Genomic DNA, 13,163 nt, shown 5'->3' on the forward strand with positions numbered 1-13,163 from the left:
TTATGTTGATACCGGCCGACCGACTGAGCGAACTGGAGACACGCGCCATCGCGTTGGCGCGCATGGCGCAGGAATGGGCGCATGCCCCGTACTCGAACAAACTCGTCGGCGCCGCTGTGATAACTGCTGCGGGATCGATCTTCACCGGCTGCAATGTTGAGAATCTGGCCGGAGAACTCGGAGTGTGCGCCGAACGCAATGCCATCGGAGCGGCAATCGCCGCCGGTCATCGTGACTTCAGCACCGTTGTGGTGATCGCGCCCGATGAGCGCCTGTGGCCGCCCTGCAATCTCTGCCGTCCGGTGATCGTTGAGTTTTCCGCCAATCCCTCGGTTCTTCTGATCAGCGGCGAGTCGATCTGGCGCGCACGATTCACCGAATTGGGCGATCGCCCGTTTTCCGCCGACGGGAACAGACCGAACGCATGAAACTGGGATTTGTCGCCGGAACGCTGTGGAACGGCCGTCAGCATGCCGCGCTCGATGGCGCCAAATTGCTGGTCGTGCGCTTTGTTGATCGCGATTTGAAGCCGACCGACGACTATGCCATCTGCGCCGACGCGGTCGGGGCCGGTGTGGGGGAGTGGGTCTTGACCGTGGCCGGTTCGTCGGCGCGACTGACCGAGCGCACGCGACGTACTGCGACCGACAACTCCATCGTCGGAATCGTCGACCAACTCGACATCGATTCAGCGTATCGATATGTCAGCAAGCGCTAAAACCGTCCCATCGCGACGCGTGCTCATCACGGCCGCCGATTTGAAAGGTGTGTCAGACCGGCTGCTTGTTCCGATCAACGCGATTATCACACCGTCCGCGCACGACCAGGCCGCCCAATCCGGTATCACCATCATCCGTGAACAGCGCGTGACTGCTCCGTTGACCGTCAAGCCGGGCCGCCCGACACGCACTGTGACCAGTGTCGCACGTGTCATCGATCATACGAATCTGTCACCTTTGGCGACGCGTGACGACATCGCCTCGCTGTGCGGCGAGGCACGGGATTACCGGTTCGCGTCAGTCTGCGTCAGCCCGCCCCACGTTTCGGGGGCGGCATCTGAGACGCGTGGTACCGATGTCGCCGTCTGCTCCGTGGTGGCATTTCCATTGGGCGCGCATGATTCACAACTCAAGGCATCGGAAGCGCTGGAGTGTGTCAAATCGGGCGCGCGCGAAATCGACATGGTCGCCAACAGCGGGCTTTTGCATTCGGGCGAACTTCGCGCCTACTACGATGACATCGCCCTCGTCCGCCGGGCGATTGGCCGCGAAATCAAACTGAAAGTCATCATCGAAGCGCCGTTGCTCGATGAGTGCGACATCGTGCGTGCGGGTGTGCTGGCGGCCGAGGCGGGCGCTGATTTCATAAAGACTTCAACCGGAGTGTATTCACAGGCGCGCGCGACCGACGTCCACTTGCTCAAACGCGCGCTCGGTTCGCGTGTCCAGATCAAAGCCGCCGGGGGCATCCGCGATGCCCAATCCGCCTGCGCCATGCTCGATGCGGGGGCTGACCGTCTGGGCACGTCGTCGTCGATTGCGATTATGTGGGAGTTGGGGGCGAGATAGTCGCGTCCGACTATTGATGGTCAGATCCGTCTTTTCCGCCGATTCGCGCCGGGATCATGCAGGGGACAGACTTCCATCGTGTCGGCCGAATCCAGATACACTTCCTCGTGTACGCGGTGGCATTGGTCCGACGCGCGGCGATTCGATTCATCGCAGACCGTGGTCAGGATGACGCCGTCGGGGACAGGAAAGTCGCTCGGCGGCAGATCGCGCGTGGCGAACTTCATGATCTCGGTCCAGATCGGCAGGGCGGTCGCCGATCCGGTGCCGGTGTGGTACCCGCCGATCGGCGTCTTCAGATCGTAACCGACCCAGGCTCCGCACGTCACCTGTGGCGTGGAGCCCAGAAACCAATTGTCCATGTACTCGTTCGAGGTGCCGCTTTTTCCGGCGCAGGGGCGTGTAAACCCTCTCGTACGCGCGCCCCGTCCTGTCCCGGTGGGGCCATCCATGACCGATTTGAGCACGTGCAAAACGACGTATGCATTGGGAGATGAGAGCACTTCTTCGCGCTCGGGATTCGTGTGGTCCTCAATGACGCGTCCGAACCGGTCGACGATCTTACGGATCAGCACCGGCCGTGTGCGGATGCCCCGATTAGGAAATGTCGTGTACGCGGCGGTCAGATCGTACAGCGTGACCTCAGAGCTGCCGATCGCCAACGACGGCACCGGCTTCATCGGCGTCGTAATTCCCATCTGCTCGGCCCAGAAGACCGCCCGACGCACGTCGAGCTTGAGCAGCAGCTTGATCGCGATCAGGTTGCGCGACTCCATGTATCCCTGCCGGATCGTGATCGGCCCCTTGAACTGCCGGTCGAAGTTGTTCGGCGCCCATTCTTTTTCCGTGCCCGGAATGTTCATCACGATCGGCGAATCGTAAATCGTGTCGGAGGGCTTAAATCCCGCTTCAACGGCGGCGGTCAGCACGAACGGCTTGAATGCCGAGCCGGGCTGGCGTAGCGCCTGCGTCACACGATTAAACTGGCTCTCCTTGAAGTCGTAGCCGCCGACCATCGCCAGCACGCCGCCTGTCTCGTTGTCGATGACCGTGACCGCGGCCTGAAGCTGCTTGCGCACACGCACCATCTCGCCGGTCGCGGTATCGCGAATCAGATACGTATAGATCGGATCGTCGGCGGGATGCCGCGCTTCAGCAACCGCACGCAGCGAATCGAGACGGACGTGAATCACCTCTTCGGCGACACGCTGCAGCGCCGTGTCGATCGTCGTGTAGATCGACCATCCCTCCGTGTACAGGGCATCGGTCCCGTATGTCTTCTCGATGTAACGGCGCACTTCCTCGGCGTAGTAATCGCCCTGCGATGCGAGGACGGTCTTCTCATTGAGTTCGACGGGTAAAATCTTTAATGAATCGAACGTCGCCTGATCGATGTCGCCGACCGTCAGAAGCGAGCGGTATACGACATTGCGGCGCTTGAGCGCCAGTTCGGGATTTCGTTTGGGCGAATACAACGACGGCGCGGGCAAAAGGCCGATCAGCACCGCGCACTCCGGCAGCGTCAATTCCGATGCATCCTTGCCGAAGTACGTCATCGAAGCGGCCTGGATGCCGTAGGCGCCGGATCCGTAGTAGTTGTGATTCAAATACATCTCGAGGATTTCATCTTTGGCGTAAGTGCGCTCCAGCTTGAGCGCCATCATCCACTCTTTGATCTTGCGTTGGACCGTCTTCTCCGGGGTCAGGAACAACTGGCGCGCCAATTGCTGCGAGATCGTCGAACCGCCCTGGGCGCGTTGCCCCTTCAGGAAATTGATGACCACCGCGCGCATGATCGCCTGCCAGCGCACGCCCCAGTGATCGTAGAACTCGCGGTCCTCGGTGGCCAACAGCGCCCGTGTCAACTGCGGGGGCATGCTCTCATACGGGACCAGGACACGGCGCTCGGTGTAGAACTCATGGACCGGGTTGTCGTCGCGGTCGTAGACCCGTGTCACCAGACGCGGCTCAATGTTGTAGACCGCCTCGATCGGCGGCAGCTCGCCCGCGTAACGGACAAGCGTGACCGTGATCCACCCCGCGACCAGAAACAGAACAATCACCACCGGCCACACGAACGACGCGCGCGTCCACAGCGAACGCCGCCGGCGCATGGGTGGCGACGTCCGGAGACGGTCGGGCAGCCGACGAACCGCGTCGGCCGCGAGATGACGGTTTTGATCGCTGGTCACGCTGGTTTCTACACGTCTTTGGTCGGTTCCGATGCGGCGATTAGTCCCCCAGATGCGAACGTCACTCCGCGCCGCGAGACCGTCAAGGAAAAAGCCCGTGGCGCTGCGACCATGTCGCGCGTATCATGGTCAAGTTGTTCGCGTTTCGACGGTTACTGCCATGGCGATGCGGCCGGTCAAAGAACAATTGGCGATCATTCGTTCCGGGACCGTCGAGGTCATCCCGGAGGATGAGCTCGAACGCAAACTCAGACGCGCCGTCTCCGAGAATCGACCGCTGCGGGTCAAACAAGGATTCGATCCGACCGCACCCGACATCCACCTGGGGCACACGGTCGGTCTGCGCAAGCTCAAACAGTTCCAGGACCTGGGACATCAGATCGTTCTGATCGTCGGCGATTACACCGGCATGGTCGGTGATCCGTCGGGCTGTTCCTCGACACGCCCGCAACTGACCCAAGCCGATGTGCTCCGCAATGCGGAAACGTACCAGAATCAATTCTTCAAGATTCTCGACCGCGGCAAGACCGAGGTGCGTCGCAATGGCGAGTGGTTCGCGAAGATGTCGTTCGTCGAGATCATGCACCTGGCATCGCGCGTGACCGTCGCGCGCATCCTCGAACGCGACGATTTCGAAAAACGCTACCGCGGCGGTGATCCGGTGTCGATCCATGAACTGTTCTATCCGCTTATGCAGGCCTACGATTCGGTCGCGATCAAAGCCGACATCGAAATCGGCGGCAATGAACAAAAGTTCAATCTGCTCACCGGACGGCAGATTCAGCAGGATTATGGCGTCGAGCCGCAAGTGATCCTCACGTTGCCGATCCTGATCGGCACCGATGGGCAACTGCGCATGAGCAAGTCGACCGGCAACTATATCGGTGTCGATGAGCCGCCCGACACCATCTTCGGCAAAACAATGTCGATTCCCGATGATCTCATCGTGTCTTACTTCGAATTGGTCACCGACTCCACGTTGGAGCGGATCGACGAGGTGAAACAATCGCTGCGGTCGGGCGCCAATCCCCGCGACCTGAAGCTCGAGTTGGCCCGAACGCTTGTGCGGATGTATCACGGCGAGGCGGCGGCGAAGAGCGCCCGTGACGGGTTCATCCGACAGTTTTCCGAGCGGCAGGTGCCGCACGAGATCGAGCAGACTGCCATCATCTCGTCGGAGACGCACCTGCCGCTGTCGCGGATCATGGTCGAGGCGGGCGCCGCCAAAAGCACCAGCGAATCCAAACGCAAAATCGAGCAGGGCGGAGTCCGCATCATGTATGATGACGGAGACAGCGCCGATTTCACCTCATTCACCGACCCGCAGGGCACGATCGGCACCGACCGGCCGTTTGTCCTGAACGTGGGCAAACGCTTCTTTAAGCGGATCGCATTCTCCAGGGAATAACGGGGGCACTGATGGAAGGTCTCGACACAATCAACGAAAAGCTCGAACGGCTGCGGAGGTTCCTTTGACATTGATGGTCTGCGCCGACAGATCGCCGACCTCGAAGAGCAAAGTGGATCGAGCCAATTCTGGAACGATGGCCAGGCCGCGCGCAGCACGTTGAAGCAGCTCTCGCGCGCTAAGTTTTGGGTCGTCCGCTACGATTCGTTGCAGCAGCGCCTGCAGGACACCGCAACCCTCTGGGACCTCTCCGAGGAGGAAGCGGACCAATCCGCCAGGGACGAAGCATCCTCCGAGGCCGCCAAACTCACCGGGGATGTCCGCACATTCGAGTTTCAATCGCTGCTCTCCGGCGAAGACGACCAAAACGACTGCCTGATCACGATCCATTCCGGCGCGGGCGGGACCGAATCATGCGACTGGGCCGAGATGCTCCTGCGCATGTACACGCGGTGGATCGAGCGTCGCGGCTTCAGCTACGACACGCTCGACTACACTCCCGGTGATGAAGCCGGAGTCCGATCGGTCACGCTCGAAGTGCAGGGCGATTTCTCCTATGGACACTTGAAGGCCGAGGTCGGCGTGCATCGGCTGGTCCGCATCTCGCCATTCGACGCCAACAAGCGCCGTCACACGTCATTCGCGTCGGTCTTTGTCATCCCCGAGGCCGGGGAAGAAGTCGTCATCGAGATCAAGGATGAGGATTTGCGCGTCGACACGTACCGCGCCTCCGGCGCAGGCGGCCAACATGTCAACAAGACCTCATCGGCCGTGCGCATCACGCACATCCCGACCAACATCGTTGTGCAATGCCAGACCGAACGCTCGCAGCGCCAGAATCGCGAAGCGGCGATGAAAGTCCTGCGCGCGCGGCTCTATCAGCTCGAGAAAGAAAAGGCCGACGCCAAGAAAGCCGAGATGGCGAAAGCCAAGAAAAAGATTGAGTGGGGCAGTCAGATTCGTTCTTATGTCTTTCAGCCCTACCAGATGGTGAAGGATCACCGCACCGGCGTGGAGACATCGAATGTGCAGGCGGTCATGGACGGCGACATCGACGATTTCATCGAAGGGTTCCTCAGCCACGGACAGGCCGGAGTCATGACTGTCCCGCAGGCGGAATCGTAAACGATTGAGCTTATTGAGAGGAATTGGCCATGATTCCAATCTTTCCCTCACCCGTCCCTCCGTCCCGCGCACTGCTGTGTTCGGGACTCGGGACGACCTCTCTGCCTCGTCTTCGTATGGGACCCAGGGACACAGGGACACAGGGAGAGTTTAAAAGCTTCTGCTCCCTCTCCAATCGGGAGAGGGCAGGGGTGAGGGAAACCGCAGCCGTACCCAAAGCGAGATCATGAGACCGAGTCCATGTCGCACACAGCACCATCGTCACTGGATGAAGAGGCGACCGACAATATGATGAATCCCCTGCAACACATCCGCGAGCGGGCGCGACGGATCAAAGCGCGCATCGTCCTGCCCGAGGGGACCGATCCCCGCGTGATCATGGCCGCGCGATCGCTCGCGTCCGAAGAAATCGCGCAGGTCACGTTGCTGGGCGATGAACGCGCTGTTCGTCAAGCCGCCGAAGCCGAACACTTGTCTCTGCGCAAAGTGACCATCATCGATCCGGCGTTGTCGCCGCAATTGGCCGAGTATGCCGCCGAACTGCGCAAGCTGCGTCCCGACCAATTCCCGACCGACGACACGGCGCGCACACAAGCGGCCGACATCCTCTGGTATGGAGCGCTCATGGTGCGCACCGGCGCGGCCGATGGCATGGTCGGCGGTGCGGCGCACACCACCAGCGATCTGTTGCGCGCGGCGCTGCGGGTGGTCGGGCTGGCGCCGGGGATCAAGACCGTGTCGGGATACTTCTTCATGGTCTTCCCGCGATTCAACGACGAACTCAACAAGGTCTTCATCTTCGCCGACTCGGGTGTGGTGCCCGATCCCGATGCCGCGCAGCTTGCCGACATTGCGATTTCCTCGGCGGGTGCGTATCGATTGCTCACCGGCGATGAACCGCGTGTGGCGCTGCTCTCGTTTTCGACCAAAGGCTCAGCGAAACATCCGATGCTCGACAAGATCACCGAGGCGCTCTCGCTGATCCGTCGGCGCGATTCGGCGCTAATCTGCGATGGCGAGTTGCAGCTTGATGCGGCGCTTGTCCCCTCGGTGGCGCGCAGCAAAGACCCCGACGGCATGATTGCGGGCAAGGCCAATGTCCTGATCTTCCCCGACTTGAACTCCGGCAACATCGCCTACAAACTCGCCGAACGGATGGCGGGCGCCAAGGCGGTCGGCCCGCTCTTGTCGGGTCTGGCCAAACCGGTCAACGATCTCTCGCGCGGCTGCTCCGCCGAAGACATCGTCAACGCCGTCGCCGTCGCCGCGGTGACCTCCCGGCCCGGGCGATAGCTGTCCTTGGGCCTCCGCATGCGTCGCTGAGGCAGAACTGTCAGAATGTGGGACCAGTCTTCCCCGAATAGAAAAGTTAGGTTGACCTAACAATCGTCTGGCGCTATGATCGCCGCGGGTTTTTCCGAAGGAACTAACTTAGGCGCACCTAACTTTCAATCCGCCAAGGGGACATATCAAATGACGAGATCAGCAATCAGGATCGTTCTCCTGAGTTTTGGGCTGACGACAATGACCGCCGTACCGGTTGGCGCACAGTTGGCTCCGGGCAGCCGACCATCAGTTCCCGGAGGAATCTATGACAAACCCTACCTGCAGAATTACAGCGGTGGCATCGCGCTGGGAGGGTACATGGATCATGAACTCTTCGTGCAGCCCGACCATTCGACCTTCGATCAGCACCGTTTCATTCCCTTCATCTTTGCCTCCCCGACCGAATACATTCATGTCACCGCGGAGATCGAATTCGAACACGGCGGGCTGGTGAAAGGAAGCGGCACTAGTGACGGCGAGATTAAGCTGGAGTTCGCCGTCATGGACTGGGTGATCAGCGATGCATTCGGATTTCGCGGCGGGGTGATCCTGACCCCGCTGGGAAAGCTAAACCTCACCCACGACAGCCCCTTGCAGGACCTCACCAACCGTCCTCCGGTGTCGAGCCAACTGATCCCGACTACGCTTTCGGAATCCGGGATGGGTGTGTTCGGCGTGTTGTACCCGGGCGATTGGGTCGTCGGCTACGAACTGTACGTCGTCAACGGTTTCAACGAGAAGATCATCACCGGCGCCGGCGATCTGCGTGTGCGCGGCGGGCGCGGCTCGCAGAAGAGCGACAACAACGAAAACAAAGCCGTCACGGGCCGTCTCTCGGCTTCGCCGATGCTGGGTCTGGATGTCGGCGTGTCCGCGCACAGCGGCACCTATGACCCCGCCGGTGAGCATCGACTGACCATCGCTGCGGCCGACTGGGACTGGCAACGCGGTCCGTTCCAGTTCCTCGGTGAGGCGGCCTTGGTGAATGCCGAGATCCCGTCCGCCGAACTGCGCCTCGCGCAGACCGGTTCAGCCGACATTACCCAACGCGGTCTGTATGCTCAGGCGAACTATCACTTCGGTTTCGGCACAATCCGGCGATACCCCGAAAGCGTCTTCACCAGTATCGTGCGCTGGGATTATGTCGACTTCAATGCCGACGCCTCCGGTGACGACACACAGCAGGCGACCGTGGGCTTGAACTTCCGTCCGGTCGAACGCAGCGTGGTCAAAGCCGATTACCGCTGGGGCTGGTCTCGCGGATCCGGGACCGAATCCTGGTCGAGGCCGGACAAGCTCTTCAGCTTCTCCGTCGCCACCTACTTTTGATCCTGAACCGACTGACCGTGAACCGGATCGATCCGATTCCGATGACACGACGGCGCTTTGTCGCGCTCGGTGCGATGTCGGCCCTCGGCGCGCTGATCCCGGCGCCTCTTCGGCGGCTTGTCGAGATTCCCGGCGACAGGTACTCAGACCTTCTGTGGTCTATGGGGGGCTGGAACCTGATCGAGGTGCGCGCACACACTTCGGACGGGGCCGCCGCCGCGATCTCCGTGGCCAAGGACGCCATCCGGCAAATCGATCGGACCTTCTCGGTCTTCGACCGCCGTTCCAAACTCTCTCGGATCAATCACGACCGTGGATGTCACGTAGCCATCGACGATCAATCCATTCTCAACGGCATCGCGGCGGCGCTGCGCTGGGCGTCGGCGTCGGCAGGTGCCTTCGACCCCACAGTCGAACCGCTCATGAGGCGCTGGGGATTTCGCGAAGGCATCGACCGCGCCGTCGACGGCAATCAATCATCGTCATGCGATCATCGGGCAATCGAACTGGATCTGGCGCGGGTATGCCTGCGGCGCGAGACACCCCAATTGCAACTGGATTCGGGCGGCTGGGCGAAGGGATGGGCGGCCGGATTGGCCGCACAGGCCGCGCTCCGCCACGGTGCGGTCGAGGCGCTGGTCAACTGCGGCGGCGATATCGCGCGTGCCGTTGCGCACGGCAACCCGGAGTGGACCTGCGGCATACGCAACCCGGCGGGCACGCGGCACGAAATTGTAGCCCGGGTCCGCCATATATTCCCGGCCGCGGCGACATCGGGTGACTATGAAAACTACCGGCTCGACGACCACAACAGGCGCATCGGCCATCTGATGGATCCCCGATCACGCCGACCGGCAATCACCGATTTGTTCTCGGCGACCGTCTTCGCTCATGATGCCCTCGCGGCCGATGCGATGGCGTCGGCGCTGTTTGTGATGGGCTCCGCCCGGGCCACGCGCTGGCTTTCGGCGCATCCAGATTTCGCGGCCGTTCTCATCACCGATGCCGATTCGGGCACTGGCCTCCGCATTCAGGCGATCGGTCCGATCGATTTGACCGCCGTGCCCTTGCCGCGCGGGTAAAGACGCATGAGAACCCCGGTGCCCATCCTCGTGATTTTGCTCGTTCCGATGTCCTGCCCGCGCGGATACGCGCAGGAGCCGACAGAAGACGAAATCGGTACTGTGCAGGTTCTCACTTCGGAGGAGCATGCCCTGGCGGCGATCTTTCCCGATGCCGATTCCGCTCATCCCGGCGTTATTGCCCTCGATTCCATCCGCCGTGAGGCGTTACGCGCGTTGCTGGGCCGACATGTGCGTGACTCCGCGTTCGTCTATTTTGATGTCTTTGCGCAGGGACGACGTGCAGGAACAGCCGTCATCGCCGAGGAACGCGGCAAATACCGCCCCATCACCTTCATGGCCGGCGTTGATACCGCGCTGCGAATCGTTGATGCCCGCGTGCTGGTCTACCGTGAGAGCCGGGGGGGAGAGGTGCAGCGCACGCGCTTTCTGAAACAGTATCGGGGCAAGTCCCTCAACGACCCGATCCGCATCAACCGCGACATCATCAACATCACCGGCGCGACCATCTCGGTCAATGCGCTCAATGCCGGAATCCGCAAAGTCCTGGCGGTCGCGGCCCTCCTGCATCCGCCGGCAACGGGGGAGGGGGGGCCATGACCCTGCCGCGGCTGCGCACCTGGTCGCGTCCGTTACGCCTGCTGACACTGGCTTTCGTGGTCGTCGTGGCCTTGGGGTATGCGGTCGGGCTGGCGTTCATTGTCCACAACACCGCGGTTTCCCCATCAGGGATCGTCGATCACTACCACGGCAACGAAGACCGCATGAAATTCGGCAAATCGACGGGGGAGATGCTCGAAATCGTCCACAATCACCTGCTCGGCATGGGCATGCTGTTCTTCGCGGTCGGCTTACTCTACATCGCCGCCGACACCCCGCCCCCATGGAAAACCCTGATCCCCGTCGAAACGCTCCTGACCCTCCTGTCGACCTTCGGCGGCCTGTGGCTGATCCGCGAGGGCCTGGCCTGGGCCAACTGGCTGGTCTTCCCCTCTTCCTTCCTGATGCTGGCCGGGTATATTGCCATGTGCACGACGGTGATCTGGAACTGCCTGACGCCGTCGTCGAATTAGCTTGGCCCATGTCGTACCGACTTGCCCGGTCAACGATCTCTCACGCGGCTGCTCCGCCGAAGACATCGTCAACGCCGTCGCCGTCGCGGCGGTGGCGTCGCGACCGGGGGGGGTAGCCGATTCGTGGATTTGTAGGGTGGGCTCTGCCCACCATTTACTTAATTCGTGCGAGATATGGCAAGCCCTGACGAGAGTGCTTGTCCCGAGCGAAGTGGAGCGATCAGGGCCACGAACCCGCTGACGAAGGACTGCAGCGCAGGTGCAATGAAGAACACTGAACTCGTAGAGAAGACCGCCGAGCTGACTCCGCACAATCGAATACAATCGAACCGGCCGTGGTGGAAAGACGCGAAGTTCTGGATCACTACTGTCGTGTCTTTGTTGGCAGTAGCCGTAGCGTTCGATGCTCGTGACAAGGCGCTTACTGTCAACGTAAGGCTGAACAATCTCGTTGGTGAAGAGGGTAGGACATTGCTTGTCACAGAACTTGAGCAAACTCGACGACTCCTAATAAAGACCGAAGGGGCCATCTCAGATAGCATCGAAGCTGGTCGTAATCGTGCGGGTGCGAAAGGATTTGCGGGTGGCTCAGTTCATACGTATGAGATCAAGCGAGCATTGGAGCCTCTAAGAGAATTAGTGGAAGAAGAGTGGTTCGGATTGGATCGTCGTATAGCCAAACTCTTGGCCCAGATGGGACACAGCGCAGACTCGTTGAATCAAGTTGAATCACTGGTGGACTTGAATCAAAGCTACGCCGAACTCAGGATACAAAAGGATTCTGTCTTGTGCGTGATTCAAGTAGCCATCGAACAGTCTGGGCAGTGAATATGTGGCACTGACCTTGGTCAGTGGATTTGGGCTCTCCCCGCCAACTGCCCGCACGCCGCGTCAATGTCGACGCCGAAGGACTTGCGGATGTTGACTGCCGGGCAGCGCGGGTAGAGGTATTCGCGGAAGGCAAGGACGCGCTCTTCGGGCGGGCGGCGATACGGACTCTCGGGGTTGGGGTGGAAACGGATCAGGTTGATCTTGCAGGGGATGCCGTGGATGAACGTGACAAGCTGTTGGGCGTGCTCGATGGAGTCGTTGATCCCGTCCATCAGCACATACTCGAATGTGACACGACCCTTGGTGCTCTCGGCGACCGCGATCGCCGCGTCGCGCAGTTGCGCCAATGGATAGCGCCGATTGATCGGCATCAGCTCGGACCGCAGCGGGTCATTGGGCGCGATCAGCGAGATTGCCATCTTGGCGCGCACTTTCTCCTGGGCCCATTTGCGCATCGCCGGGACCAGCCCGACAGTCGAGACCGTGACCCGATTGTGCGAAATCGCCAGCCCTTCATCGTGCGTCAGTATGTCCAGCGCCGCCTTGACGGTCTTGAAGTTCTGCAATGGCTCGCCCATGCCCATAAAGACGACATTCGTAACGCATTCATCATCAGGGAGCAGCCGCGCTGTCGCCATCACCTGCCCGACAATCTCACCGACCGTCAGATTGCGCCGCAGCCCCATCCGCGCGGTCGCGCAGAAGACACATCCCAGCGCACACCCCGACTGCGATGAGACACAGACCGTGCGACGCCTGCGGCCATCGCGCATCAGTACCGATTCCCATAGATCCTTGCCGCTACGGAACAGCAGCTTGTCGGTGCCGTCGGGGGAATGCTGGATCGACTCGGGCTGGGGAATGTCGATCGTGAAGCGCTCGGCCAGCAGCGAGCGCAGTTCCAGGCGCAGATCGGTCATCGATTCGAAATCAGTCGCACCGCGCCGGTAGATCCAGCGGTAGAGCTGCCGCCCGCGATACGGCGCCTCGCCCAGCGACTGCATTGCTTCTTCAAGCTGCCCCAGCGACTGCCCCAATAGGTCAGTCCGAGTCGAGGGCTCGGCCGCATGGGAATGCGAGGCGATTGTTAAGGCGTTATTGTGCATACTGTTACGGGCATCGCTCTGCGATGCCGATTCAGCAGGCGCAGCAATCCCGACCTGCTGCGTCCTCAACTCAAGAATAACCGCTGATCGACGCAAGCGGGCAGGAAACTGGCATAATTCCGT

At 61.0% G+C, this 13,163-nt stretch carries 13 protein-coding genes and 1 pseudogene; 12 read left to right on the plus strand and 2 right to left on the minus strand.

What is annotated here, in order from left to right; all coding sequences use genetic code 11:
• The first annotated feature begins 2 nt into the window (after positions 1 to 2).
• The 3 genes from VGB22_03935 to deoC are packed head-to-tail and all read left to right on the plus strand — an operon-like array spanning position 3 to position 1,568.
• Positions 3 to 428: a cytidine deaminase gene (locus tag VGB22_03935; protein ID HEX9750428.1), complete on the plus strand. Its 426-nt coding sequence runs from the start codon at positions 3 to 5 to the stop codon at positions 426 to 428.
• The gene (locus tag VGB22_03940) at positions 425 to 718 is read left to right on the plus strand and encodes a EutN/CcmL family microcompartment protein (protein HEX9750429.1); all 294 of its coding nucleotides are present in this window, start codon (positions 425 to 427) and stop codon (positions 716 to 718) included. Before VGB22_03935 ends, VGB22_03940 begins: the two co-directional genes overlap by 4 nt.
• Positions 702 to 1,568, plus strand: a complete 867-nt coding sequence (gene deoC / locus VGB22_03945; protein HEX9750430.1) for a deoxyribose-phosphate aldolase — start codon at positions 702 to 704, stop codon at positions 1,566 to 1,568. Before VGB22_03940 ends, deoC begins: the two co-directional genes overlap by 17 nt.
• 20 nt (positions 1,569 to 1,588) lie before the next feature.
• Here the strand turns inward: deoC and VGB22_03950 are convergent, their stop codons facing one another.
• Complete coding sequence (locus VGB22_03950; GenBank protein ID HEX9750431.1) at positions 1,589 to 3,682, minus strand: PBP1A family penicillin-binding protein; 2,094 nt, start codon at positions 3,680 to 3,682, stop codon at positions 1,589 to 1,591.
• Positions 3,683 to 3,920: 238 nt separating this feature from the next.
• On the opposite strand from VGB22_03950, the gene tyrS reads away from it, so the two are divergent.
• The 9 genes and pseudogenes from tyrS (at position 3,921) to VGB22_03995 (ending at position 11,931) form a co-directional block, all read left to right on the plus strand.
• On the plus strand, positions 3,921 to 5,168 hold the full coding sequence (gene tyrS, locus VGB22_03955; protein ID HEX9750432.1) for a tyrosine--tRNA ligase: 1,248 nt from the start codon (positions 3,921 to 3,923) through the stop codon (positions 5,166 to 5,168).
• 11 nt (positions 5,169 to 5,179) lie between these two features.
• A protein-coding gene (prfB, locus tag VGB22_03960; protein ID HEX9750433.1) for a peptide chain release factor 2 occupies positions 5,180 to 6,293 on the plus strand; the annotation gives its coding sequence in 2 pieces (ribosomal slippage) (positions 5,180 to 5,233 and positions 5,235 to 6,293; 1,113 coding nt in all).
• Between the two features lie 240 nt (positions 6,294 to 6,533).
• Complete coding sequence (pta, locus tag VGB22_03965; GenBank protein HEX9750434.1) at positions 6,534 to 7,586, plus strand: phosphate acetyltransferase; 1,053 nt, start codon at positions 6,534 to 6,536, stop codon at positions 7,584 to 7,586.
• A 180-nt stretch (positions 7,587 to 7,766) separates the two neighbouring features.
• Entirely contained in the window at positions 7,767 to 8,948 is a 1,182-nt protein-coding gene (locus tag VGB22_03970; GenBank protein ID HEX9750435.1) for a hypothetical protein, read from the plus strand.
• 41 nt (positions 8,949 to 8,989) lie between these two features.
• The gene (locus tag VGB22_03975; protein ID HEX9750436.1) at positions 8,990 to 10,030 is read left to right on the plus strand and encodes an FAD:protein FMN transferase; all 1,041 of its coding nucleotides are present in this window, start codon (positions 8,990 to 8,992) and stop codon (positions 10,028 to 10,030) included.
• A gap of 18 nt (positions 10,031 to 10,048) precedes the next feature.
• The gene (locus VGB22_03980) at positions 10,049 to 10,630 is read left to right on the plus strand and encodes an FMN-binding protein (protein ID HEX9750437.1); all 582 of its coding nucleotides are present in this window, start codon (positions 10,049 to 10,051) and stop codon (positions 10,628 to 10,630) included.
• Positions 10,627 to 11,103 carry a hypothetical protein gene (locus tag VGB22_03985; protein ID HEX9750438.1) on the plus strand — a complete coding sequence of 159 codons (477 nt, stop codon included), beginning with the start codon at positions 10,627 to 10,629 and terminating at the stop codon, positions 11,101 to 11,103. The genes VGB22_03980 and VGB22_03985 overlap by 4 nt, the downstream gene beginning before the upstream one ends.
• 25 nt (positions 11,104 to 11,128) lie before the next feature.
• A pseudogene (locus VGB22_03990) lies at positions 11,129 to 11,344 on the plus strand (hypothetical protein).
• Between the two features lie 23 nt (positions 11,345 to 11,367).
• The gene (locus VGB22_03995) at positions 11,368 to 11,931 is read left to right on the plus strand and encodes a hypothetical protein (protein HEX9750439.1); all 564 of its coding nucleotides are present in this window, start codon (positions 11,368 to 11,370) and stop codon (positions 11,929 to 11,931) included.
• Positions 11,932 to 11,951: 20 nt separating this feature from the next.
• Here VGB22_03995 and rlmN read toward each other — a convergent pair whose 3' ends face one another.
• Positions 11,952 to 13,040: a 23S rRNA (adenine(2503)-C(2))-methyltransferase RlmN gene (gene rlmN / locus VGB22_04000; GenBank protein ID HEX9750440.1), complete on the minus strand. Its 1,089-nt coding sequence runs from the start codon at positions 13,038 to 13,040 to the stop codon at positions 11,952 to 11,954.
• Between the last annotated feature and the right edge of the window lie 123 nt (positions 13,041 to 13,163).

The sequence above is a fragment of the Candidatus Zixiibacteriota bacterium genome (assembly GCA_036397555.1).
In the GTDB taxonomy this organism is placed as follows: Bacteria; Zixibacteria; MSB-5A5; order WJJR01; family WJJR01; genus DATKYL01.